The organism is Lysobacter sp. Root690, assembly GCF_001427785.1.
GTDB lineage: Bacteria > Pseudomonadota > Gammaproteobacteria > Xanthomonadales > Xanthomonadaceae > Lysobacter.
The window spans coordinates 473265-497781 of record NZ_LMHM01000017.1; the positions used below are offsets into that span (position 1 = coordinate 473265).

Consider the following 24517-nt stretch of genomic DNA (forward strand, 5'->3'; position numbering starts at 1 on the left):
AGGATGGCCGGGCCGGGCGATCCGAAGCCGCCGCCAGTTGCGCCATGGATGGCGGCGCGAAGTTGAAAGAAGCGCCGTACGCGCGCACTGCGCGCAGGTCCGGCTACACGACCGGCGATAGCCCGGCCAGTCAATTTTGAACCCTCGCACCTCGAGCCAACCACAGCAACGCGATAATCGCATCCGTGTCGTAGGCTGCCCGCCCGAGCACGAAACCCGAACCCCGCGCCACAACCACCCAGCAGCAACCCGCAGAGCCATCCATGACCCCACCCTCGCTGCAAATGGACGACGCCGTCTACGAACGCCTAAACAAGCTGTGCGAGGCAGGGAATCAGGCGGTCGCCGAGAAGCGTTTCGACGCCGCGGTGACCTGCTTCAACGACGCCTGGGAATGGGTGCCCGAACCGAAGAAGGACTGGGAAGCGTCGACCTGGATCCTCACCGCGATCGGCGATTGCTACTTCCGTCTGCGCGACCTCAAGTCCGCGCGTCCGGTGCTGGAATACGCGTTGCGCTGCCCGGGCGGTCCGGGCAATGCCTTCGTCCATCTGCGCCTGGGCCAGGTGCTGCTGGACCTCGGCGAGCGAGATGCGGCCGCCGACGAACTGATGCATGCGTACAAGGGCGGCGGCGCGGAACTGTTCGCCGAAGACGATCCCAAGTATCTGGCGTTTCTGGCGACCCGCGCGCAGCTGTGATTGCCGGCGGGGCCGCGGACGGCGCCGCTTATTCCATCCAGCCTGCACCCGCGCAGCTTCTTGCGCAAAATCGTGTGATGAATGCACCAGCATCGCCGCGACGCGGCGCTGGTTGCGGTCGCAACGCCGCAACACTTCGGCGAACGATGGGATTTTCAGTTCGTGCAGCGCGATCGAAAATCGCCAGCAAGATCGAACGCCGCAGCGCGCAACCTCAACTCCAATCGAACGTCAACAACGCCAACTGTTCAACCGGTTCGTAGAACAGCACGATCAAGTCCGCGCCGCTATGTCGGTAGTGCCAACCGGGCACCGAGGCCACATGTTCGAAACGACGGCCGCTCGGGCTCAGCGGCCACACCACGTCCTCGCCGTTGTCGCCCGCGCCGATGCCGTGCTCAAGCGGGAACTCCACCGTCTCTTCCCAGTTGTAGCCCGATTCGGCCACGCCGCCGAACTGGGTCAGCAGTTCCTGCGGCATCGCGTCTTTGGACGGGCCGTTGCCGAACCGGTTGAGCCGCACCAGATGACCGTGCTCGCGGTAGTAGTCGCGCGATGCCCGATAGGCGCGCTCTTCGATTTCGTAATGCCGTTCCATCTCGGCGCGTTCGGCGTGCAACTCCGCGGGCGTGTGTTCGAGGCTGCGTTCGAGCAGGAAATAGCGCGGATCGCCGAGCAGACGATAACGACCGTCCTCGACCGCGAAACCGATCCAGTTGCTGCGCAGCAGCGGCGCGTGAAATTCGTCTTCGGTGTACTGACCGACCAGGCCATCGCACGGCTCCAGCGGACTGAGCAGATGCAGCCAGCCCGACCATTGCGGCCGCACCGCGGACAGGTCGATCGATACCAGTGGATGCAGATGCCGGGCCAGGCTTTCCTGGCCGGGCGCGAATACATCCTCGGCCGCGGGAAATGGGCGCAGGACAGCGCCGGGCTGGGTCAGATCGTGCATTGGCCTGTATTCCACGGGATCAAAGTCGTGGCGATGATCGCATGCCGCCGATGACCTCAATCGCATTGCGCGGCCGTCGAGAAAACCAGGCGGGTTCGGCAAAGCGAACGCCGCGTCGCGGCGTTTGTTTCGATGGAAACGATGCGGACTTCGATGCTGGCGTCGAAGCCGGTCGGGCGCTTATTCCAGCCCGTACTCGCGCAGCTTCTTGCGCAGGGTCGCGCGATGAATGCCGAGCATCGCCGCGGCGCGGCTCTGGTTGCCGTCGCAATGCTGCAGCACTTCGGCGAACAGCGGGATTTCCAGTTCACGCAGCGCGATTTCGTACAGGTTTTCGGTGCCGCTGCCGTTGAGGTCGCCCAAGTAACGACGGATCGAAGTCGCGACGTGATCGCGCAGCGGCACCCGGGGTCCGGTGCGGGCGGCTTCGTTGCGGTCGTTGAGTGCGTTCAAGTGCTTCCCCGTAGCAGGTTTCCGTCGGCCGGGATGTGCCAGTTGCGCACTGCGCGCAGTGACGACGGGAGGGGGAGTCTAGCGCGCCGGGGTCGCGGCAGACAACGCGACGGCGGTAGATTTCAACGGAAATCGAAGGTGAACGCGACCACGTGCGGGGCCGGTTCGAGCACGTCGAATTGCACCGCGGCGCTTTGCCCCGGCGCGATCCGTTCGTCCGCCCGATACCCCTTGCGGTAGTCCTGTGGAGAGAACGCGCGTTGACCGACCCGGCGGCCATCGACGTCCTCCAGGCTCAGCACCAGGGTCGGCCACGGCTGCGCCCAGCGCGCGTCGTTGCGGAAGCTGGCATTGACGCGCAATACGCCGGCGCGGTCTGCGACCGGCAGCACGTTGCGGTTGAGCATGGTCAGCGCGGCCGGTTCGTGCCACGGCGGAATCTCGCACGCGAGCACGCCGCACAGGCTCGCGAGCAGCGGCCGCCAGCGCGCGTCGGCGGCGAGTTCGTCGCGTTGCGCGAGCAGCAATTGCAGGGCCAGCGCGATGGTCAATACGCCGATCAGCAGCGGGCCGCTCCAATGCAGCCGCGTCGGCGCCGCGTTGGCGCGCGCGTGCTGACGGGCGAAGCTCGGCGCGCGTCGGGCCGAGGTCACCGCGGTTTCGGATTTGCCGGCGCGCTTGGCCGGGCGTTTGCGCGCGATCGGCACCGCGGCGCTGAGCGGGGTCAGTGCGGCATCGGCGGATTGCGATGCGGCAGCCGGCGTTGCCGGTTGCGCGGGCGGAATGTCGTCCGCGGCGATGTCGGTATTCGGTGCTGCGTCGCTCGCATCGGCAACGGAATCGGCGGCTTGATTAACCACCTCGACCGTCGCCGCAACATCGACCGCGCTCGTCGATTCCGCAGGCGATGCAGGAATCTCGGTGGGACCCTTGTGCGGCTTCTTGCGCAACACGCTGGCTATGTCGTCGATGTCTGCGGCGGCGACATTTGTCGCTGCGACCGGTTTGCTTTCCGGCGCAACCGCATTAGCGTCTTCGTTCGGCGCTTGTTCGTTCGGCGCCTGCACCGCGCTCGCCGCGGTGTCGCCGCTGTTCGCCACGCCCTGCGATTGCAGCGCGCCGGCGCAGCGCGGACAGGTCCGGGTCGGACCGTCCTGAGCCACGACCAGCGCAACCAGATAACCGCAGTGAGGGCAGGCGACGAACATTGGCCTTATTCCATCATGCCGTCGCGCTCAGCGCCGACGGATGCCTGTGACGCGCATCCAGTCTTCGAGACGGTCGGCGCACAATTGTTCGAAGTCGGCGGCGTAGCGCGCGAGCACGTCGTCTTCCTGGCCGGCGAGGATGCCCGACAACGCGATGCGTCCACCCGGCGCGACCCGCGCGGCCAGGGTATCGGCCAGCGCGATCAAGGCCGAGGCGAGGATGTTGGCGACCACCACCGGGTACTGCGCGAGCGGTTCGTCCTGCGGCAGATGCACCTCGATGCGTTCGGCCACGCCGTTGCGCTGGGCGTTGTCGTCGGTGGCGAGCAGGGCCTGCGGGTCGTTGTCGACGCCGACCGCATGCGCGGCGCCGAGCTTGAGCGCGGCCAGGGCGAGGATGCCGGAGCCGCACCCGAAATCGAGCACGCGCCGGCCTTTGAGTTCGCCCTCGTCGGCGAGGCCGTCGAGCCAGCCCAGGCACAGCGCGGTGGTCGGATGGGTGCCCGAACCGAACGCCAGGCCCGGGTCCAGCCGCACCACGGCGGCGTCGGCCGCATCGGCGCCGTCGGGCAGGTCGTGATTCCACGGCACGATCCAGGTGCGGCGGCCGAACTGCAGCGGCACGTACTGGTCCATCCATGCGCGCTCCCAGTCCTGGTCCTCGACCTGGCGGAAACGCACCTGGGTCCACTCCAGGCCCGGATCGAAGGATTCCAGCGCGGCCAGCAGCACCAGCGCGTCGGCGTCGTGCGGGAACAGCGCGCTGAGCACCATCGACTGCCACAACGGGATCTCGCCGACGCCCGGTTCGAGGATGGCGTGCTCGTTGCTGGTGTCGGCATCGGCGTCGAGCATGGTCACCGCGAGCGCGCCGACGTCGTCCAGCGCGGCTTCGTAGCGCGGTTGTTCGGCTTCGCTGCAGCGCAGGGTCAGTTCAAGAAAGGGCATTGAGCGGGCGGCGGATGAAAGCGGCGGCCATTATTGACCCGTTTCGCGGCGATCAGATAGCGTGCGCGCACATTCAAGGAGCACCGCGCAATGGAATCCACGCCGATCCGCCGTTCGTTCGCCGCCGCCGGGCGCGCCGTGCCGTCGCCACGGCCGCTGGCCTGGGCCGTGGCCGCGCTGATCGCGCTGGGCGCGTCGGCCTGCAATCGCGAAGGCACCGCGACCCCGGCGACGCCCGCCGCGCCCGCGGCGGCGACGCCAGCATCCGCGGCGACACCCGCCGCCGCGACGCCGGCCGCCACGGGCCTGACGGTCAAGGGCGAGGTCGGCAGCCTGCGCCTGCGCCTGATCGACGCGCTGCCGCCGTTGCCCAAGGCCAGCGCCGACAGCGGGGAGGCGTCGGGCGATTGCGGGCAAGCGCCGGCCTCGGCCGAGGCGCGTGCCGCCGCCGCGGCCGGCTGGACGGTGTTCGGCGAACGCGATTGGGCCGGTTACCGCGCCGTCGGCGTGGCCCGGGTCGGTACCCATCTCGCCGGCATGGGCTGCGTGTTCCCGGACGGGCAGGTGCTGCTGTTCCGCGACGGCCGGCCGGTCGCGCAGGTGATCGATAGCCAGGCGGGCAAGGAGGATTCCGACGCCGGCCTGCAGTCGCTGGAGGACGGCATGCCCGGTCCTTCGGCCGAATCGAGCCAGCCTGCGCGACGCGCGGGCGCCGATGCCGAATTGCGGGTCGGCGACTGGAACGGCAGCCAGCTCGCGCGACTCGTGGTCGGCGCGGACGGCGGCCTGGAACTGGCCGCGCTGCCAGCGATCGACAGCTACTGCGGTCAGCGCGCGAAGCTGCCGCGGCTTGAAGCGGTGGCGCTGCCGGCCGCGCGCGAGCGCCTGCTCACTCAAGGCTGGCAGGCCCGTCAGTCCGACCCCGACGCCGACGAAGGCGAGGACGGCATGCGCGACGCCCTGCGCAAGCTCGGCTACCCGGAGATCGAAGGCTGCTCCGGCACCGGCATGGGCTACTGCAACTACCACTATCGCAACGCCGCCGGCGACGCGCTGCAGCTGACCACCGCGGGCGAGTACGTCCCGCCCGGCGTCGACCAGGCCGAAGCCAACTGGCCCCGGGTGGCCGGTTACAGCGTGCTCTGCGCCGCGCCGAAGGGCGGCTGAGCCCTGTTCAGGTGGCCGGGCATCCGTCCTGGCCCGTGTCTGGGCGTCTCGGGTACCGCTCATCGCGAATGGTGACTTAAGTCACAATATAAGTGGCCACGGGCATCTGCGCGGCGCTTGACTTATCATCGACGGCTTGACGATGCGCCGCCGGCGCCGGACGGGTCCATGCGACCGGTCCGACGCGGCGGGCATCGCGTCCGCGGCGCGGACGATCGGCTCCGCGCCGGTCGCTCGCGCCACGGTTACGCCAACCCGGGTCGCGAGTCACGCACTTGATGTCCGATACCTACACGTCCGGCTACAAGCAAGATCCGCGCGGGCCGCGCGCGGTCTGGCGCGTGGGCGGGCGTTCGCTGGTCGCGATCGTCGCCCTGGCCTTGCTGGCCGGCGCGTTCGTCTACGCCAGCCGGCGCGGTCACGACGATGGCGCGGGCGCCGAGCCCGCGGCCGATGCGCGCGCTTACGCCGCGCCGACGCCCTCGTCGGGGCGCGGCAGCGATATCGGCCGCGACGATTCGATTCCGGTCGCCGGCCCGCGCCGCACGCCGGGAGGCATCGCCCAGTCGCCGCTGCGCCAGCAGTTCGAACAGGCGCGCGATCTGTATTCGTTCGCGCAATCGCTGCGTTCGCGCGCCGATGCCGGCGAGCCCGAAGCGATCTGGCTGCTGACCCGGGTCTACGACTACTGCGCGAATTACGCCAACGCGCCGGTCGATTACGGCAACGACACCCGCGCGATCGAGTCGATGAAATTGCGCACCTCCGCGGCGATGGTCGCCGCGCGCAGCCGGGTGAGTTCGCGCTGCGCGCGTTTCGTGCCCGAGGATGATCTGAGTTTCTCGATGATCCTGGTCAAGCGCGTGGAGGCGGCCAAGAGCGGCAGCCTGCCCGCCGAAGCTTCGCTGCTCGCGGCCGGCAAGCCGCTGGAGAAGACCGAGGAATACCGCAACGACCTGGTCGAACGGGTTGTGCGTTCGAAAGACCCGGAAGCCTATTCGGCGCTGTCGCCGGGCATGGGCATCGCGTCCAGCGGCCGCAGCTCGGGTTTCACCCGCGCGGCCGGTACCCAGTTCGCCGAACTGGCGTGGCAATTGGCCGCGTGCAAGCTCGGCCAGGATTGCAGCGCGAAGGGGTCGTTGATGACCTCCTATTGCGCCAACGGCGGCATTTGTTCGCAGGACCCCGAGCAGGATTTCGCCGGGTTCGTATACGACGCGGCGATCCCGCGTCAGGGGGCACAAGTGGTTGAAGAAATGGTCGATTCGCTGACTGGCGAAAAGAGGATGGTGCAATGAAACGCGAGCACTTCATGAAAACGGCGAAGATCGGCTTCTGGGCGCTGTTGTTGAGCGCCTACTCGGTCGGCGCGGCCGGAGTGATGATCGACGTGTTCGGCGAGGAGTACCGCGACCTGTCGCAGGTGGCGGTGACCTCGGTGGACTCCAAGGCCGAACAGCGCTCGTTGAGCGCGGCGCAGATCGCGGCGGTCTATCGAGCGCGCAGCGGCGCGCCGTTCTCGACCTTGCCGCCGGGCAGCACCTTCAAGGTGATGTGGCCGGACGGTTCCAGCGAGTACGTGATGGTCGTCAGCGCCTCGTCCACCGGCGGCATCCAGCCGATTCCGGGCACTCAGGTGCCGGCGCCGGGCAAGGCCAAGGGCAAGACGGCCACGACCGCGACCGCGCACCGCAACGTGCCGGGCGCGGCCGAGCTGACCGAAGCCGACGTGCTGGAGATGGCGGCGTGGGTCGAGCCCACGTTGCGCTGAGGCGGGGCGTGCGGGCATCGTGCTTGCGTCGATGGGCGCGGCGCGATGGTAGTGCGCGCGTGGATCGCGGGTAGCGCGGGCGTCGCATGGAAGGTCGCTGCGCGCGGCCTAGCGGTTGAATCAATCAAAACCTGCGTGGCCGACGCGGGTTTTTTTGTGGTTGTGGTTGGCGACAGGTTGCGGCGCGGCGCTGTGGCGGATCGATAGCGGTCGTGGGACGGGTGATGCGGGCCCGGAGGTTTTTTCCTGGGGCGGCTGCATCAGCAACAGGCCGACCAGCACGATCGCCGCGCCGCTCGGCTTGAGCATCGCGCCCCAGGTCGCCGAGATGTCTTCGTTGGCTGCGGCCTCGCGCATTCGCCGGGGCGCGTGGTTCGCGGTCGCGGCTCGCGCCGCTCCTACATGAAGCGGCATTCGTAGGTTTCGTGAAACGACGAAGGCCCGCATCGACGACGCGGGCCTTCGTGTTTTTCGGCTGAAAAGCAATCAGACGATCGAAATCGTCTTCTCCTTCTGCTCCTTGAGCCGCTTTTCGAGGTAGTGGATGTTCATGCCGCCCTGCTGGAAGCCGGCATCGGACAGGATGCGCTGCTGCAGCGGGATGTTGGTCTTGATGCCGTCGACGACCATTTCGCTCAAGGCCACGCGCATGCGCGCGATCGCGGTGTCGCGGTCGGGGCCGTGCACGATCAGCTTGCCGATCATCGAGTCGTAGTTCGGCGGTACCCGATAGCCTTCGTAGATATGGCTGTCGACGCGCACGCCGGGGCCGCCCGGGGCGTGGAAGTGCTGGATCAGGCCCGGGCAGGGCATGAAGGTTTCCGGGTCTTCGGCGTTGATGCGGCACTCGATCGCGTGGCCGTCGAGCACGATGTCGCTTTGCTTGATCGACAGCTTGCGCCCGGCGGCGATCATCAACTGCTCGCGCACCAGATCGATGCCGGTGACCAACTCGGTGACCGGATGTTCGACCTGGATGCGGGTATTCATTTCGATGAAATAGAACCTACCGTTCTCGTACAGGAACTCGAACGTGCCCGCGCCGCGATAACCGATGCGGATGCAGGCCTCGACGCAGACCTTGCCGATTTCCGCGCGCTGCTCGACGGTGATACCCGGCGCCGGCGCTTCCTCGACCACCTTCTGGTGGCGGCGCTGCATCGAGCAGTCGCGTTCGCCCAGATGGATCGCGTTGCCCTGGCCGTCGGCGAGCACCTGGATCTCCACGTGGCGTGGGTTTTCCAGGAATTTCTCCATGTACACCATGTCGTTGCCGAACGCGGCCTTGGCTTCGGACTTGGTGGTCTGGATCGCGGCGTTGAGATGCGCTTCGGTGTGCACCACGCGCATGCCGCGACCGCCGCCGCCGCCGGCGGCCTTGACGATGATCGGGTAGCCGATCTCGCGCGCGATCTTGATGTTGGCGGCGTTGTCGTCGCCGAGCGGACCGCCGCTGCCGGGCACGCAGGGCACGCCGGCTTCCTTCATCGCGCGGATCGCCTCGACCTTGTCGCCCATCAGGCGGATGGTCTCGGCGCGCGGGCCGATGAAGATGAAGCCCGATTGCTCGACGCGCTCGGCGAAGTCGGCGTTCTCGCTGAGAAAGCCGTAGCCCGGATGGATCGCCTGGGCGTCGGTGACTTCGGCCGCGGCGATGATCGAGGCCATGTTGAGGTAGCTGTCGGACGACGGCGCCGGCCCGATGCAGACCGATTCGTCGGCCATGGCCACGTGCTTGAGGTTGCGGTCGACGGTGGAATGCACCGCGACCGTGCGGATGCCGAGCGCGTGACACGCGCGCAGGATGCGCAGCGCGATTTCGCCGCGGTTGGCGATTACGACTTTATCAAGCATGGGATTGGGGATTCGAGATTTGGGATTCGTGAAGCGCGGGCGTCTCGCTGACGACGCGCGGCGATGAACCGAGCGAGCGGATCAGAGCGTTCAGACGGGCGAAGGTTCGGTCCAGCAAGTCCGTGTCCATGGCGTTGTCGGTTAGATATCCGAGGCGGCGGGCGATCTCATACTGCGTGCTGATTTCGGCGAGCGAGCCGCGCGCTATCGCCAGGAACCGCAAGTACTCCGGTCTCGATCGCCGTGCCGAGCCTTCGGCGATGTTCGATGGAACGCTCACGGCCGCTCTGCGCAATTGCATGGACAGGCTCAGCCGCTCGGTTTCGGGAAAAGACGCGGTGATGCGATAGATCGATTCGACCAACGCCATCGCATCGCGCCAAACCTCCAGGCGCTCATGCGGCCGCTGCTTGCCCGAATCCCGAATCACGATTCCCTAATCCCGTCGTAATCGGCGATCAGCCGATTACGAACAAAGGCTGATCGAATTCGATCGGCTGGCCGCTCTCGGCCATGATCTTGAGCACGGTGCCGGACACGTCGGCTTCGATCGGGTTGAACATTTTCATCGCCTCGATCACCGCGAGGGTGTCGCCGGCCTTGACCGACTGGCCGACCGCGACGAACGGCGGCTTGTCCGGCGCGGGCGAGGAGTAGAAGGTGCCGACCATCGGCGCGCGCACGACGTGGCCGTCGGGCAGGTCGCTGGCGGGCTTGGCGCTGCCGCCGGTGGCCGCTTCGGTCGGCGAGCTCATCGGCATGGCCTGGGCCGGGCGCTGCTGTTCCGGCGCCGGCGCGTACATCGGCTGCGGCTGCGGCATCGCGTAGCCGCCCTTGGGCGTGCGGGCCAGGCGTACCGATTCTTCGCCTTCCTTGATCTCGATCTCGGCGAGGTTGGATTCCTCGAGCAGGTCGATCAGTTTCTTGATTTTGCGCAGGTCCATGGAGCGGGCCTCTGATGTGGAGCTTGGTATGCAGGTCGCGCGGACGCGGCCCGGACGGATACGGGGGCGATGGCGCTCGCTAGAGTGCCAATCGCTTGATTGCGGCTTCGAGTGCGTAGCGGTAACTGTCGGCGCCGAAGCCGCAGACCACGCCGAGGGCCAGGTCGCTGAAATAGCTGTGGCGGCGGAAGTCTTCGCGGGTGTGCGGGTTGGACAGGTGGATCTCGATGAAGGGAATCGCCACGGCGGCCAAGGCGTCGCGGATCGCCACGCTGGTGTGGGTGAAGGCGGCCGGGTTGATCAGGATCAGCGCGGTGCCGTCGCCGCGCGCGGCCTGGATGCGGTCGACCAGCACGTGCTCGGCGTTGGACTGCAGGCTTTCCAGAGCATGGCCGGCCGCCTGAGCGCGCTCGCCCAGGTCGGCGTCGATCTGCGCCAGGGTGGTGCGGCCGTAGACCTCCGGCTCGCGGGTGCCGAGCAGGTTGAGGTTGGGGCCGTGCAGGACCAGGAGCTTGGCCATCGGGACCGCGCGGTTGCCTTCAAAGGGCGGCAGTTTGCGCGATGGCTGCTCAGCTGTCCAGAAGTTGGCCGCCAAATCGGCGAAGTTGTCGCGATTTAAGCAGTTGTTTGAGTGGCGACTCTAGAAATGCGGCCGCAGGGCGGTCTTGTCGCGCTTTTAGCCGCAGCTCGGCGCCTGTAGGCGGACGATAGCAACTTCGCGTTGCATCGCTCGGGGCTGACGGTGGCCGGGTCCCAGGTGCGGGGATGAACCAGACCCGACAGCCTTGTGGGACTTTCGGGTGCGTGGCCGTCGATCCGGCGTGGCTTCGTGTCCGTCGATCCTCGCCTGTCGAGGTCACCGTGGAAAGCCGGTGCCGTCACGCATCCGCCGTGCTTCGGCCCGCCGGTCCGACGGATCGTCGGGCTTGTGATGATGGGCTGGGTGACTGGCTGAACGCCGTCGCGGCTTGGAATTGTGCGCGGGTTCGCAGGCGGCGGTCGAATGACTGCTTCCGTCGAAGCAAGGCACCTCATCGCGCCGCGCTCAGTCCACCCAGCCGTCGAGTTCGCCGGCCTCGAACGGCCCGATCCGTTGCTTGAGCAGTTTGCCGTCGGCGCCGATCAGCACGGTGTAGGGCAGCACGCCCTTGGGGTTGCCGAGCTGGATGCCGGCGTCGCGCGGGCCGGGTTTGTCGAGCAGGATCGGGTAGCCGACCGGCACGCGCTGCAGGAACGCGGTGACGTCTTCGGCGTTGTCGAGGGCGATGCCGACCACCTGGGTGCCGGTCGCGCCCTGCGACTGGGCGTAACGGTTGAGTTCGGGCATTTCCTTGATGCATGGACCGCACCAACTCGCCCACAGATTGATCAGGATCGGCCGGCCGGCGAACGCCTGCGGCAGTTGCATCGGCTTGCCGTCCAGGGCCTGCAGCTGCAGCGGCGGCATCGCCGCGCCGCGGCTGGCGACGGCCAGGTCGGCCGGCGGCTTGGGCGCTTCGCGCGCCATCTGGTCCTGCAGCACGTGCTGGCCCAGTTCGGTGCGCATCAGCCAGCCGCCGCCGCCGACCAGTTGCCCGGCGAGCACGCCGAGGGTGCCGGCGGCCACCGCGATCAATACGATTTTGAGCGTAGACGACCAGGCCATGGGTGCTGTCCTTAGCGGTGAGCGGCGCGCGCGCGATCGATGCGGGCGGCGAACGCGGGGGCTTTTTCGAAACCGAACAGACGCAGTTCGCGGCGCTCGGCGCCGTCGCTGTAATACAGCGTCGCCGGCGGGCCGATGATGCCCAGCCGTTTCATCAGCGCCTGATCGAGTTCGTCGTTGGCGGTGACGTCGGCCTTGAGCAGGACGAACCCGTCGAGCGCGTGCTGCACCTGCGGTTCGGGGAAGGTGTACTTCTCCATTTCCTTGCAGGCCACGCACCAGTCGGCATAGAAATCGAGCATCAGCGGCTTGCCGGCGGCCTGGGCCGCGGCGAGTTCGCGATCGAGGTCGGCGCTGGACTTGATCGTGCGGAACGGCAGTTCCGCCGGATGCGCCGCCGCGCCGCCGCGCAGGCTGGCGAGCGGGCGCAGCGGGTCGCTGCTGCCGGCCAGCGCGCCGAACAACTGGGCTGCGCCGAGCACGCCGAACAGCAACGCGCACAACCAGCCGATCGCGCGCGCGCCGTCGCCGCGCGCCGAGCGCAGCGACAGCACGATCATCACCGCCGTGCCGAGCGCCAGCGCGCCCCACAGGGCGAGGGTGAGCGGGCCGGGCAGGATCCGCGACAGCATCCAGATCGCCATGCCGATGAAGACCAGGCCGAACACGCGTTGCACCGCGACCATCCACGGTCCGCTGGTCGGCAGGCCCTTGCCGGCGGCGACGCCGAACACCAGCAGCGGCACGCCCATGCCCAGGGCGAGGGTGAACAGCACCAGCCCGCCGAACAGAGGATCGCCGGTCTGGCTGATGTAGAGCACCGCGCCGGCCAACGGCGGCGCGACGCAGGGGCCGACGATCAGCGAGGACAACGCGCCCATCGCCGCGACGCCGAGCCACGAGCCGCTGCGCTGGCGGTTGCTGACTTCGCTGAGCCAGTTGCGCAGGCCCGAGGGCAACTGCAGTTCGTACAGGCCGAAACTCGACAGCGCCAGGGCGACGAACACCAGCGCGAACACGCTGATCACCCACGGCGTCTGGAACAGGATCTGCACGTTCGAACCGGCGCCGAGCAGGCCGACGATCACCCCGGCGATGGTGAACACCGCGGCGTTGGCGAGCACGTAGATCAGCGACAGGGTGAAGGCGCGGCGCGCGCTCAGGCCCGGGCCCTGGCCGACGATCAGGCCCGACAGGATCGGGATCATCGGCAGCACGCACGGCGTGAACGCGAGCAGTAGGCCCAGGCCGAAGAAGGTCAGCAGGGCGAGGTAGCGGTTGGGGCCGGCCAGCGAGGCGGCGAGCAGGCTGTCTTCGGCTTGCGGTACCGCGGTGTTGGCCGCTTGGTTGGCCGTGTCGGGCGACCCGGCGAGGCTTGCGCCGGCCTGAGTGGTGCCTGGGTCGGCGTTTGCGGCGCCGATGGCTGGATCGGTAGCGGCAGTGGCGGGGTCGCTGGACGAAGCCGGAGTGCCGGCGCCGTTATCAGCGTTGCTGGCGTCGGCCGTTGCAGCAGCGGCGTTCGCTGCACCCGCCGCTGTTACCGCGGCGGGGTCGGTCTTGGAGGCATCAACGGCGGCGGTCACCGTGCCGCGCGCCAGATCGACCGTCACTTTGCGGGTCATCGGCGGATAGCAGATGCCGTCGGTCTGGCAGCCCTGGAACCCGGCGGTCAGGGTGATCTTGGCGGCGTCGGCGGTCTTGCGGATCAGCGGCAGCGGCACGTCGATCTGGTCGAAGAACACCGTGACCTGGCCGAAGTGTTCGTCGCGATGCGCGGTGCCGCGCGGCCACTGCGGCTTGCCGGCGGCGATCGCCGCGTTGTCGGTCTTGAGCGAGGTCTTGTCGCGATACAGGTAATAGCCGCGTGCCGGGGTGAAGCGCAGCAGCAGGCTGTCGCCGTCGCGGGCGATGGCTTCGAAACCGAAGGCCTGTTCCGGCGGCAGCGGCAGCGCGTCGGTGGCGCCGGCGCTGGCGGCGCCCGGCGCGCTCAGCGGCGAACCGCCGCCGAGCAGCGGATTGCTGGCGCCGCCGCGCGGTCCGAACTGCACCAGCGGCGCGCTAGCGGGCGCCGGATCCATGGCCGGCCCGGTTGCGGCCGCGACGGTCGCGGCGGCCGGCAGGGCGACGTTGAGGGTGCGGGTCTGCGGTGGGTAGCAGATGCCGGCGTCGGCGCAGCCCTGGTATTTGACGGTCAGCTTGACGCTGGCGCCTTGCGCGGTGCCCGGCAGGCTGGCGCTGAGGCGGTCGCGGTAGGTTTCCACGTCGCCGAAGAATTCGTCCTTGTGCGCCTCGCCCTTGGGCAGTTGCAGCGGCCGCGCGGCATAGCCGGCGTCGGTCTTGACCGAAATGCGGTGCTTGTAGAGGTAATAGCCCTTGGCGATCTTCCAGTCGATCGCGATGCGCTCGGCGCTCGGCGCGCTGGCGCTTACCGCGAACGCCTCGTCGACCGGCAGCAGGTCTTTTTCGTCGACCGCGAGCGCGGGCGTGGCGAACGCGGCGGCAAGGCCGGCGGCGGCCAGGGCGAGGGCGAAGGCACGGCCGGCGCGTCGGCGCCGGCCTGGAAGCAGGTCGTCAGTCATCGTTCTCGGGTCTGTTCGGCGATCCAGTGCAGATACGGATCGAGGCCGTCGCGGACTTCGACCACCAAGGCTTCCGGCAGTTCATACGGATGCAGTGCCTGGATCCGTTCGAGCACCGCGCGCACCCGATCGGGCTGGGTCTTGATCATCAGCTGGACTTCGGTGGCGTGTTCGACCCGGCCCTGCCAGCGGTAGGTCGAACGCACCCCGGGCCAGCGGCTGACGCAGGCCGCCAGGCCTTCTTCGACCAGCGCCAGCGCGATCGCGTCGGCCGTGGCCTCGTCGGGGCAGGTGCTGAAGATCAGCCGGGGCAGGAGCGCGGAGTCGGTCGGGGGCATCGCCGCAAGTGTAATGCGCGCTCATGGCCCGCGACCCGGCCGGGTCGGGCCGGAACGTGCCGAATTGGGGGATGCAGTGTTGCGGCGGTCGCGGAACGAGGGATGTGTCGCCGAAGCGGGTGGCATCGCGGCGACGGTATTGGCTGCGGCAACTGTGGATGCGGCTTCGGCGTTCTGGGGGAGCGGAAGCGGCGATCGGGACGGAAGACCGTTCGAATAAAGGCGGTCGGCGGCGCGACCGCCTCAGTGACTGATCGGCTCAGGCGGTCGTTGGCCGCGTCGGCGATTGCGCTTGCTCGCGCAAGAAATCGACGAACGCGCGCAGCGGCCCGGGCAACTGGCGTCGGCTCGGGTAATACAGATAGAACCCGGGGAAGGCCGGGGTCCACTGCGGCATCAGCTGCTGCAAGCGGCCGGCGGCGAGGTGTTCGCGCACGTGAGAGTCGAACAGATACGCGATGCCGACCCCGTCGAGCGCCGCGCGCACCGCGACCTCCGGCTCGGTCACGATCAGCGGCCCGTCGACCGCCGCTTCGAGCTTGTCCGCGCCGCGTTCGAATTCCCAGTGGTACAGGCTGCCGTCGGTGGGCCAGCGGAAGTTGATGCAGCGGTGCTCACGCAGTGCGCGCGGGTCGGCCGGATGGCCGTGGCGCTGCAGGTAGTCGGGCGAGGCGACCACCCGCATCTCGATCTCGCCGCCCAGGCGCAGGCTGACCATGTCCTTGTCGAGCATCTCGCCCAGGCGCACGCCGGCATCGAAGCGGCCGGCGACGATATCGACCAGGCGGTCGTCGACCACCAGGTCCACGGTCACCTCGGGGTAGCGTTGGTGGAACGGGCCGATCAGCGGCGCCAAGTGCTGGATCGCGGCGATCCGCGAGCTGTTGATGCGCAGCAGGCCGGACGGCGTATCGCGCAGGCTGCGCACGTCGGCGACCGCGGCGTCGAGGTCGGCCAGCGCCGGTTGCAGCCGCGCCAGCAGGCGCGCGCCGGCCTCGCTGGGCGCGACGCTGCGGGTAGTGCGGTTGAGCAGGCGCAGGCCCAGGCGCTCTTCGAGGCTGCGGATGGTCTGGCTTAGCGCTGACGGTGACAGGCCCAGGTGGGCGGCCGCGCGCACGAAGCTGCCGTGCTCGGCGATCGCCGCGAAGGCGCGCAATTCGGCGTAGTCGTTGCCGCGCATTGTGTATCCGTTGCTTAATGGCTCATGCGGATAATGCCGGATTAACCCAGCAGTCGTGCCGTCCTAAGGTGCGGTTCCCCGTTTGGAACCGCCGCCATGACCACCGCATCGACCCTGGACACCTACCGCCTGCTCGGCCGCTCCGGCCTGCGCGTCTCGCCGCTGTCGCTGGGGGCGATGACCTTCGGCACCGACTGGGGCTGGGGCGCCGACGAAGCCGAGGCCCGGCGCATCTTCGATACCTATCTGGAGCGCGGCGGCAATTTCGTCGACACCGCCAATCAGTACACCTCCGGCACCTCCGAGCGCCTGGTCGGCCAGTTCGCCCGCGGCCGCCGCGAGGAGATCGTGATCGCCACCAAGTACACCCTGACCGCGCGGCCGAAGGACCCGAACTCCGGCGGCAACCATCGCCGCAGCATGGTCCGCTCGGTCGAAGAGAGCCTGTGGCGGCTGGACACCGACTACATCGACCTGCTGTACCTGCACGCCTGGGACTTCACCACCCCGGTCGAGGAAATCCTGCGCGCAATGGACGATCTGGTCCGCGCCGGCAAGGTGGTCTACGTCGGCATCTCCGACACCCCGGCCTGGCAGGTCGCGCGCATGCAGGCGATCGCCGACCTGCGCGGCTGGTCGCCGCTGATCGCGTTGCAGATCGAATACAGCCTGCTCGAGCGCACGGTCGAGCGCGAATTGATGCCGATGGCGCGCGAGCTGGGCCTGGGCGTGATCCCGTGGTCGCCGCTCGGCATGGGCGTGCTGACCGGCAAGTACAGTCGCGCCGATCTCGACCTCGGTGCCGGCGTGCCCGACGCGATCGGCACGCGCAAGAACGTCGCCGCCGGCAACGGTTCGTTGAGCGAGCGCGGGCTGGCGATCGCCGACGTGGTCAAGGACGTCGCCGCGCAGATCGGCAAGACCCCGGCCCAGGTCGCGCTGGCCTGGACCTTGCTCAACCCGGCGGTGACCTCGCCGATCATGGGCGTGAAAACGCTCACGCAGCTCGACGACAACCTCGGCGCTTTGGATGTGGTGTTCGACGATGCGCAGCGCGCGCGGTTGGACGCGGCCAGTGCGATCGAGCAGGGGTTTCCGCATGAGTTCCTGCAGCGGCCGTTGACGCGCAGCGTGATGTTTGGCGAAGCGAAGGTGCCGGTGCGTGGGTAAGTCGCTGTTGGCGCGGCATGCGATGCGACAAGCGGGTGCCATGGTTGGACGGATGGCGTGAGGCCGACGGTGTGAGGCCGGCGATGTGAGGCAGATATCGTGAGGCCGACGGTGTCAGACCTCGGGCCGAGGTCGCGATGAAGCCCTGGATCCCCGCCTTCGCGGGGATGACGGCAGGAAAGAATCGCGATCGAAAGAGGGCAGCAGGAAAGATTCGCAACATCGGGGATGGCGGCAGGAGGATTCGCAATCATCTGGTAGGTCGATAACTCGCGTCGGCCGATAAACCGCGCGTCTCGCTCTTGCTCGTCATCCCCGCGCAGGCGGGGATCCAGAGACTTCAGCGTCATGTCTGGATGAGTTCGCGCATCGGCGGCGCCGCGTGGGAATAACGAGAAAACAGCCCAGGCCGTTGCCCCTGCCACTTCAAGCATTCCCTCCCGAAGTTCCCCCCTTTGAAGAAGGGGGGCAGGGGATTTGCTTTTTGCTTTCACCTGTCCACCGACAACAACGCACCCGACGCATTCTCTGCACGCCGACCCAGGTATAAGGTGGCGCATCGAGGAGACCTTATGCGCGTTTCGATTCTGGCGGGTGCGGTGGTTGCGGGCTGCCTGTGGGCCGCGTGCGGGCCGGTGTTCGCGACTTCGGCGGCGGGCGCTTCCGATACGTCGCTTCGGCTGGCCAGCGAAATCTCCCACGGCCGCTTTCAACACACCCCGGTGCGTCTGCCACAAGGCGAGGTGAAGCGCTTCGTGCTGTGGTTCGCCGACGGTCTCGACGCCGCGCAGCGCAAGGCGCGCGTGGATGCGCTGGTCGCCGACGGCGCGATGGTCGCCACGGTCGATGTGCCGGCGCTGCAAGCGCTGCTGCGCAAGGACGGCGGCGCATGCAATTTCTCCTCCGGCGACGTCGAGAATTTCTCGCGTTACGTGCAGGCCTACTACCGCCTGCCGACCTACCACTTGCCGCTGCTGCTCGGCGACGGCGAAGGCGCGGCGCTGGCCTATGCGATCGCCGCGCAGGGCGATGCGAGCCTGTTCGCCGGTGCGGTGTCGAACCGGTTCTGCCCCACACTCGAATTGCCGCGTCAGCTGTGCGCGTCGGCTTCGCTGAAACTCAAGGTCGACGGCAAGCTCGCCCGCCTGCAACCGGCGCCGTTGAACGTGCCGTGGTTGGTGGCCGCGCCGCAGGCCGATGAGCGACGCTGCGACGTATCGGCGGTGCAGGACTTCGTCAAGGCGATTCCGCAGGCGCGTGGTTTCGCCCGCAATGCCAGCGGAGACGCGACCCCCGGCCTGCGCGCGGCCTTGAACGTGCTCGGCGCGCAACGGCATGCGAGCCTGCCGCCGCCGCCGTCGGACCTGCAGGGCCTGCCGATCACCGAAGTCGCTGCGACGCCCGGCGGCAACGCCGACACCTTCGCGATCTTCGTCTCCGGCGACGGCGGCTGGGCCGACTTCGACAAGAACGTCGCCGCGCGCCTGGCCAAGGCCGGCGTGCCGGTGGCCGGAGTGGATTCGCTGCGTTACTTCTGGACGCCGCGCACCCCGCAGAGCTTCGCCGGCGACCTCGACCGCATGGTGCGTTACTACCGCGCCCACTGGCATCGCGACAACGTGGTGCTGATCGGTTTCTCGCAGGGCGCCGACGTGTTGCCGGGCGCGTACAACCGTTTGCCGCCGGCCACCCGCGGCACGGTGCGGCTGACCGCGCTGATCTCGGCCGGGCAGAAGGCCGAGTACGAATTCCATCTGTCGAACTGGATCGGAAGCAGCGGCCGTGGCCTGCCGATCGCGCCGGAAGTGCTGCGCATGCCGCCGGCGCGCACGCTGTGCCTGTACGGCAACGACGACGGCGATGCGCTATGCCCGCACTTGCCGGCGAAAGCCGCCGCCATCGACAAGATGCCCGGCGACCACCACGTCGGAGGCGATTACGACGGCGTCGCGGCGCGGGTGTTGTCGGCGGCGGGAATCGCTTCTGCGGGTATCGCGTCGCGCCCCTGAGTTGCCGACAACACCGGCGTCGGCGGCGCCGACACCGGAAACTTGGCGACGTGACGTTCGCCCTCGCCTTCGTCGTTGCGATGCGGGTCGAGCGAGATCAACCGGGTCACGTCGATCAACGCGCTCGGCAGATGCATGCCGCCGGGCGCGGCCAGATAACGGGTGCGCCAGACCGGGTCGTACTTGGCCTTGAACCGGCGCAGGCCGACGAAGCCGTAGAAGCGTTCGCCGTGGCGCGCGATCAGATTGGCGAAGCGGTTCCAGCGCCCGGCCAGACGATGCTGCGACATGCCCGACAGCGGCGCCATGCCCAGCGAGAAGCGTTCGAAGCCGTTGGCGCGGCCCCACAGCATCAACTCGGCGAACAGGAAATCCATCGTGCCCTTGGGCGCGTCGCCGCGATGACGCATCAGGTCGACCGACAACTCGCGGCCGTTGGTCGCGTTCCACAGGTTGGCGAACGCGACGATGCGGCCTTCGTGCTCGATCAGCGCCACCGGCAGGCGGCGCAGGTAATCGGGATCGAAATTGCCCAGCGAGAAGCTCTTTTCCTCGCCGGCCTTGTGTTCGAGCCAGTCGTCGGAGATCGCTTCCAATTCGGGCAGCAACGCATCGATGTCCTCGCTCGGCGCGATGCGGAAACTCAGGCCCGAGCGCTTGCCGCGGTTCCAGGCCTGACGCAGGTCGGCGCGGGTCGGGCCTTGCAGACTGAAATCGGTCAGCGGCACCAGCGCTTCCTCGCCGAGCTTGACCAGGGTCAGGCCCATGTCGAGGTAGGTCTGCCAGTACTGCTCGCCGACCTGATAGAACACCGGGCGCATGCCGAGGCGATCGGCTTCTTCGCGGAACCGCCAGATCAGCGCGCGCGCGACCTCGGGCGGACCGACCGGATCGCCCATCGCGATCAGCGAGCCGCCGTAGCGCTGCATCATCGCGAAGCCGCGCTGTTCGCTGTCGAGCAGCAGCGCCTTGTCGCCGGTCAGGGCCAGATGCGCCTGACTGTCGTCGGCGCCGGCGAGGATCGGCCGGATCGCCGCCAGTTGCGCTTCGTCGGCCGCCGGCAGCGGCGCGCGCGCGGCGTGCAGCAAGCGCGCCAGGCCGAACGCGATCACGGTGACGCTGACCAGCAGCATCGCCCGCAGCGCGCGCGGCGCGTTGCCCGAGACCAGGAATTCCCACCACAGCTCGTTGCGATATTCGACGTGGCTGTAGGCGAAGAACATCAGCCAGATCGCCGCGATCAATACCAGGCCGAGATTGCGCAGCCAGCGCCACGACCAGGCTTCGTCGAGCAGCGCGCCTTCGCGGTAGAACTCGCGCCGCGCCGCCCACAGCGCGACCGCGACCAGCGGCGGCATCAGCGACAACACCCAATGCCCGCCGCGCAGCCAGGCCGGCAGCGGCAGCAGCAGACACACCCCCAACGCCAGCGCCCAGGCCGCGTGGCTACGCCGCTGCAGACCCTGGCCGATCAACAACAGGCCGACGCCGCCGAGGCTGGCGAGCAGTTGCGAGGTTTCGATCAACGGCAACGGCGCGCCGACCAGCCGATGCTTCGGCTTGGGCAAGGTGCCGTCGAGAATCAGCGCGGCGCCGAGCACGAACGCGGCCAGCGCGATCACATGCGGCAACCACGGCCGGATCGCCAGCCACGCGGTGCGCAGCGCGCCCGCGCGTCGCGCCACCGGCCCGCGCACCGCGCCGAACAGGCCCAGCACCGTCGCCAGCACCAGCGGCAGCGCGTAGTAGGTGATGCGATAGGCGACCGCGGCCGCGAGCAGGCTGGCCGGCGCGACGCCCGGCAACAGTTTGAGCAGGCTCCATTCGAACACGCCGATGCCGGCCGGCACGCTCGACACCAGGCCCGCCAGCACCGCCACCAGATACAAACCGACGAAGCCGATGAAACCGGTGCCCGACTCCGGCGGAATGGACGGCGCCAGCAACACGTACAGGGCGCCGCCGGCGAGGGCCAGTTCGACCACGCTCAACGCGGTCACGCTGAGCACGGTGCGGCGATCGGGCAGCCACAGCGCATGACCGCGCAGACGCAGGGTGCGGCCGTCGCGGCCGACCGCGAACAGCAGGCCGAAGAACGCGATCGCGATCGCCGCGCCGATCGCGCGGATCGCCGTTGCGTCCAACGGCAGCAACAAGGTCGCCGGCGCGGGTTCGAACATCAACGCGCAGGCCAGCAACACCCACGCGCCGAACACGAAGCCCAGCGTGCTCATCAGCACGACTTGGCCGATGTCGGCCAGCGACAGCCCGGCCGCGCCGTAACCACGCAACCGCACCGCGCCGCCGGTCAGCGCGGCGAAGCCCAGGGTGTGGCCGACCGCGTTGGCGAGGAAGGCGGTGACGATCAGCCGCAGCGGCTTGACCTTGCTCGCGTTGCGGCGCAGGCCGATGGCGTCGAAGCCAACCAGGCAGGCATAGCTCGCGAGGGCCAGCACAAACGCCAAGGCGATACGAACAGAGTCGATCTGCGCGAAGGCATGCTTGATCGACCGATACCCCTGCTCGCTGAACTCCCCGGCGAGCGCATGCAGCGCCAGCGCGAGGATCGCCAGGCTGGCGAGCATCGACAAGGCGCGGCGCCAGGACGGCGACGAGCGCTCGGCGGACGATGGGGTGGACGTCGGGGTGGTCATGCGGCGCTGCGTGTGGGGGACGGGGAAGCTTTCAGCAAGCGATGCGAAAGCGGAATGAGGGTGGGCGGCGGCATTTTAGGCGACGGGTGCTGGTGGAGGCGTCGGGGGTGAGGGTAAGAGCAAATCCCCCTGGCCCCCCTTTTTCAAAGGGGGGAAGTCTTCGGGTTGATGGAACGAAAGTTTGGGGGGCGCGATGGTTTGGATTGGGCAGCGGGTGCTTTTCGGCGCGCGAGCACGAGTTGGGCTTGCGGAAACGACGCTTCTGGAAAACGAAGTCTCTGCAAGCCAATGCAAATGGCATGCATGGTAGTGCCTGGTGCTCAACGGCATTGATCGGACTTCCAGCGTCACCAACCCGACCCGGTTAAACCGATCGAACCCCATGCCCACTTTGAAGAGGGGGCGAGCGCCCGGCGCAACCCCGAAGCATGTACATCCCACCGCGCGGGGGATTCGCTTTTGCGTTCAATTCACTGCGAACCCTTCATCCCACCCCGGCCCCGATCATCCGATCCCACACCGCCGGCTGCCCGATCGTCTCCTCGACGAAATCGATGAAGGCCTCGACCTTGCGCGGCCGGTACTCGCGTCCCGGGTAAACCGCGTAGATCCCGATCGGCACCAGGCTCCAGTCCGGCAGCACTTCCACCAGTTGCCCCGACGCCAGTTCCTGCGCCACCGCGAAGGTCGCGCTCTGCACGATGCCGCCGCCGGCCACCGCCGCTTCGACCAGCGGCACGCCGTAATTCGCCTTCAAGCGGCCGCGCACCGGCACCCGCAGCGGCTCGCGCTCGCGCTGGAACTCCCAGGTCGGGGTGTCGCGGAACAAGGTGTAGTGCAGGCAGTTGTGTTCGATCAGTTCCGCCGGCGTGGACGGCGCGCCGCGGCGGGCGAGGTAGTCGGGCGAAGCGACCAGGATGCGTCGGGTCTGGGCGATGCGCCGCGCCACCAGCCGCGAATCGGTCAGCGCGCCGATCCGGATCGCGGCGTCGAAACCGTCGCCGATCAGGTCGACGAAGCGATCGTCGAACTGCAGGTCCAGGTCGATGCCGGGGTGGCGTTCGAGAAACGCCGACACCCGCGGGATCACGTACAGGCGGCCGAAATTCATCGGCAGCGACACTCGCAGTTCGCCGCGCGGCTGCAGCGACAGGTCGTGGACCCGCTCGCCCGCGGCCAGGATCTGCGCCAGTGCCGGCGCGACCTCGGCGTAGTAGTGGCGGCCGGGTTCGGTCAGGCTCAGGCGCCGGGTCGAGCGGTTCAGCAGCTTGGCCCCGAGCCGCGCCTCCAGGGTGTTCAGCCGGCGCGTGATCGCCCCCGGCGTGACCTGCAGCTGCCGCGCCGCGGCGGTGAAACTGCCGTGCTGCAGGATGGCCTCGAAGGCTTCGAGTTCGGAATACAGTCCACCGATCATTATTGAGTCATCCTCAATGATGAGTTGTCGGTCCGATCCTATATCAATGTATGGCGCAACAATAGTCTGGGCTCCCCGAACCAGCCGGTCCGCGCCGCGGACCCGAGGAACTCCGATGGACGCCTTCCAATTGCAGGGCCACGACCTGGACAGCCTGCGCCGGGTCGAATTGCCCGAACCCCGCCCCGGTCCCGGCGAGGTGCGCATCCGCGTCGCCGCCGCCTCGGTCAACTACCGCGACTACGCCCTGGCCACCGGCCGCTATCAGCCCGAGCTGCCGCGCCCGTTCGTGCCGTTGTCCGACGGCGTCGGTCGCATCGACGCGCTCGGCGAGGGCGTCGACAACTTCGCACTCGGCGAACGGGTGATCGGGCACTACACGACGAAGTGGATCGACGGCCCGTTCCGGTCGGCCAACCATGCGAGCAAGCTCGGCGGCCCGCTCGACGGCTGGCTGGCGCGGCAGATCGTGTTGCCGGCCAGCGCGATCGCGCGCGCGCCTGAATTTCTCGACGATGCCGCCGCCTCGACCTTGCCGGTATCCGGCCTGACCGCCTGGGCGGCGTTGCAACGCATGGCCCTGCCGACCGGCGCGAGCGTGCTGGTGCAGGGGACCGGCAGCGTGTCTTTGATGGCCTTGCAACTGGCGGTCGCGCGCGGCCTGGACGTGATCGCGACCACCGGTGATGCCGGCAAGGCCGAATGGCTGCGCAGCCTGGGTGCGCGCGCCGTCATCGATTACAAACAGCGGCCCGACTTGTCGGCCGCGGTGCGCGAACTGACCGATGGCCGCGGCGTGGACGGCATCGTCGATGTGGTTGGCGGCCCGCAGTTCCTCGACCTGCTCAACGCCGCGGCCGACAACGCACATATCGCGGTGATCGGCTTCCTGCACAGCATGCAGGTCGACGGCAATCTGATCGGCCCGATCATGGCGCGCCAACTCAACATCCACGGCGCCAGCGTCGGCAGCCTGCGTGATCTGCATGCGTTCCTGGCCGAAGTGGAAAGGCGGCGCATCGTGCCGATCGTGGGCGCGCGGTTTTCGTTCGAACGCGGTGCGCGGGCGATTGCGTCGATCGCGCAGCAGCGGCAGGTGGGCAAGCCGGTGGTGGTGTTCGATTAGATTCGGCAGGTGGATAAGTTTGTGGCGATGGCGATGGCGATGGCGATGGCGACGGTCGGTGGACAGGTCGTTGGCGATGTCTGGCTGACAACTGCGGATCCGCGATGGTGATGCGAGCGGCAGTCGCTGTACATCGTCGCAAGTGCAGCGCAAGCCGCGAAAAATCCAGCGCGCGGGGAACAGTTCAAAGCGCTGTGAACCGTCAGTACACCGTGCACTTTCAGAGCGTCATCCCCGCGAAGGCGGAGATCCAGAGACTTCAGAGTCATGCTTCGGTGGAGCCCTGGATCCCCGCCTTCGCGGGGATGACGGCAGGAGGATGGCGCGGATGTGTGTGAGGTCTCGTGCTGATTGAAAGTCTTTCGCTCAAAGTCGCTGGATTCCCGCGTTCGCGGGAATGA

21 protein-coding genes and 1 pseudogene are annotated in these 24517 nt (G+C 68.2%); 7 read left to right on the top strand and 15 right to left on the bottom strand.

Features of this window, described 5'->3' with window-relative positions; genetic code table 11:
* The first annotated feature begins 263 nt into the window (after positions 1 to 263).
* Positions 264 to 701, top strand: a complete 438-nt coding sequence (locus ASD86_RS22630; protein WP_056116182.1) for a hypothetical protein — start codon at positions 264 to 266, stop codon at positions 699 to 701.
* A gap of 214 nt (positions 702 to 915) precedes the next feature.
* On the opposite strand, the gene ASD86_RS22635 is transcribed toward ASD86_RS22630, so the two are convergent.
* From ASD86_RS22635 to prmA, 4 genes are all read right to left on the bottom strand, one after another.
* Complete coding sequence (locus ASD86_RS22635; RefSeq protein ID WP_056116185.1) at positions 916 to 1656, bottom strand: hypothetical protein; 741 nt, start codon at positions 1654 to 1656, stop codon at positions 916 to 918.
* Positions 1657 to 1836: 180 nt separating this feature from the next.
* Positions 1837 to 2109, bottom strand: coding sequence for a DNA-binding transcriptional regulator Fis (gene fis, locus ASD86_RS22640; protein WP_036111375.1), 273 nt, complete (start codon positions 2107 to 2109; stop codon positions 1837 to 1839).
* A 122-nt stretch (positions 2110 to 2231) separates the two neighbouring features.
* Positions 2232 to 3317: a DUF3426 domain-containing protein gene (locus ASD86_RS22645; protein WP_056116188.1), complete on the bottom strand. Its 1086-nt coding sequence runs from the start codon at positions 3315 to 3317 to the stop codon at positions 2232 to 2234.
* 27 nt (positions 3318 to 3344) lie between these two features.
* A complete protein-coding gene (prmA, locus tag ASD86_RS22650; protein ID WP_056116191.1) occupies positions 3345 to 4265 on the bottom strand; it encodes a 50S ribosomal protein L11 methyltransferase in 921 nt (306 codons plus the stop codon).
* Between the two features lie 90 nt (positions 4266 to 4355).
* Between prmA and ASD86_RS22655 the strand changes: the two genes are divergently transcribed.
* The 3 genes from ASD86_RS22655 (at position 4356) to ASD86_RS22665 (ending at position 7203) form a co-directional block, all read left to right on the top strand.
* Positions 4356 to 5432, top strand: coding sequence for a hypothetical protein (locus ASD86_RS22655; RefSeq protein WP_056116194.1), 1077 nt, complete (start codon positions 4356 to 4358; stop codon positions 5430 to 5432).
* A gap of 278 nt (positions 5433 to 5710) precedes the next feature.
* Positions 5711 to 6730 (top strand): hypothetical protein, encoded by a 1020-nt coding sequence (locus ASD86_RS22660; protein WP_235567865.1) that lies wholly within the window; start codon positions 5711 to 5713, stop codon positions 6728 to 6730.
* Positions 6727 to 7203 carry a hypothetical protein gene (locus tag ASD86_RS22665; protein WP_235567866.1) on the top strand — a complete coding sequence of 159 codons (477 nt, stop codon included), beginning with the start codon at positions 6727 to 6729 and terminating at the stop codon, positions 7201 to 7203. The genes ASD86_RS22660 and ASD86_RS22665 overlap by 4 nt, the downstream gene beginning before the upstream one ends.
* Positions 7204 to 7323: 120 nt before the next feature.
* Here the strand turns inward: ASD86_RS22665 and ASD86_RS28035 are convergent, their stop codons facing one another.
* The 9 genes from ASD86_RS28035 to ASD86_RS22710 all read right to left on the bottom strand — a co-directional run bounded on the left by ASD86_RS28035 (position 7324) and on the right by ASD86_RS22710 (position 15743).
* Entirely contained in the window at positions 7324 to 7560 is a 237-nt protein-coding gene (locus tag ASD86_RS28035) for a hypothetical protein (protein ID WP_056116198.1), read from the bottom strand.
* 129 nt (positions 7561 to 7689) lie between these two features.
* Positions 7690 to 9057, bottom strand: coding sequence for an acetyl-CoA carboxylase biotin carboxylase subunit (gene accC, locus ASD86_RS22675; protein ID WP_036111370.1), 1368 nt, complete (start codon positions 9055 to 9057; stop codon positions 7690 to 7692).
* The gene (locus tag ASD86_RS22680) at positions 9050 to 9487 is read right to left on the bottom strand and encodes a four helix bundle protein (protein WP_056116202.1); all 438 of its coding nucleotides are present in this window, start codon (positions 9485 to 9487) and stop codon (positions 9050 to 9052) included. The genes accC and ASD86_RS22680 overlap by 8 nt, the downstream gene beginning before the upstream one ends.
* 28 nt (positions 9488 to 9515) lie before the next feature.
* Positions 9516 to 10001, bottom strand: a complete 486-nt coding sequence (accB, locus tag ASD86_RS22685; RefSeq protein WP_056116204.1) for an acetyl-CoA carboxylase biotin carboxyl carrier protein — start codon at positions 9999 to 10001, stop codon at positions 9516 to 9518.
* 79 nt (positions 10002 to 10080) lie between these two features.
* Positions 10081 to 10521 carry a type II 3-dehydroquinate dehydratase gene (gene aroQ, locus ASD86_RS22690; RefSeq protein ID WP_056116560.1) on the bottom strand — a complete coding sequence of 147 codons (441 nt, stop codon included), beginning with the start codon at positions 10519 to 10521 and terminating at the stop codon, positions 10081 to 10083.
* A 525-nt stretch (positions 10522 to 11046) separates the two neighbouring features.
* Complete coding sequence (locus ASD86_RS22695; RefSeq protein WP_082578634.1) at positions 11047 to 11646, bottom strand: TlpA disulfide reductase family protein; 600 nt, start codon at positions 11644 to 11646, stop codon at positions 11047 to 11049.
* 11 nt (positions 11647 to 11657) lie between these two features.
* Positions 11658 to 14225, bottom strand: a complete 2568-nt coding sequence (gene dsbD / locus ASD86_RS22700; protein ID WP_056116207.1) for a protein-disulfide reductase DsbD — start codon at positions 14223 to 14225, stop codon at positions 11658 to 11660.
* Positions 14222 to 14563, bottom strand: coding sequence for a divalent-cation tolerance protein CutA (cutA, locus tag ASD86_RS22705; protein WP_056116212.1), 342 nt, complete (start codon positions 14561 to 14563; stop codon positions 14222 to 14224). Before cutA ends, dsbD begins: the two co-directional genes overlap by 4 nt.
* A 259-nt stretch (positions 14564 to 14822) precedes the next feature.
* Positions 14823 to 15743, bottom strand: coding sequence for a LysR family transcriptional regulator (locus ASD86_RS22710; RefSeq protein ID WP_056116215.1), 921 nt, complete (start codon positions 15741 to 15743; stop codon positions 14823 to 14825).
* Positions 15744 to 15839: 96 nt separating this feature from the next.
* On the opposite strand from ASD86_RS22710, the gene ASD86_RS22715 reads away from it, so the two are divergent.
* Both ASD86_RS22715 and ASD86_RS22720 read left to right on the top strand, forming a co-directional pair.
* Positions 15840 to 16913, top strand: a complete 1074-nt coding sequence (locus ASD86_RS22715) for an aldo/keto reductase (RefSeq protein WP_056116216.1) — start codon at positions 15840 to 15842, stop codon at positions 16911 to 16913.
* 572 nt (positions 16914 to 17485) lie between these two features.
* Positions 17486 to 18922 carry an AcvB/VirJ family lysyl-phosphatidylglycerol hydrolase gene (locus tag ASD86_RS22720; protein WP_056116218.1) on the top strand — a complete coding sequence of 479 codons (1437 nt, stop codon included), beginning with the start codon at positions 17486 to 17488 and terminating at the stop codon, positions 18920 to 18922.
* 71 nt (positions 18923 to 18993) lie between these two features.
* Here the strand turns inward: ASD86_RS22720 and mprF are convergent.
* Together mprF and ASD86_RS27040 are read right to left on the bottom strand one after the other, a co-directional pair.
* Positions 18994 to 21576: pseudogene (gene mprF / locus ASD86_RS22725) on the bottom strand (bifunctional lysylphosphatidylglycerol flippase/synthetase MprF); the annotation flags it as partial.
* 484 nt (positions 21577 to 22060) lie between these two features.
* Positions 22061 to 22990 (bottom strand): LysR family transcriptional regulator, encoded by a 930-nt coding sequence (locus ASD86_RS27040; protein WP_056116221.1) that lies wholly within the window; start codon positions 22988 to 22990, stop codon positions 22061 to 22063.
* Between the two features lie 115 nt (positions 22991 to 23105).
* Here ASD86_RS27040 and ASD86_RS22735 point away from each other — a divergent pair, with 115 nt between their 5' ends.
* A complete protein-coding gene (locus tag ASD86_RS22735) occupies positions 23106 to 24116 on the top strand; it encodes an NAD(P)-dependent alcohol dehydrogenase (protein ID WP_056116223.1) in 1011 nt (336 codons plus the stop codon).
* The last annotated feature ends 401 nt before the right edge of the window (positions 24117 to 24517 follow it).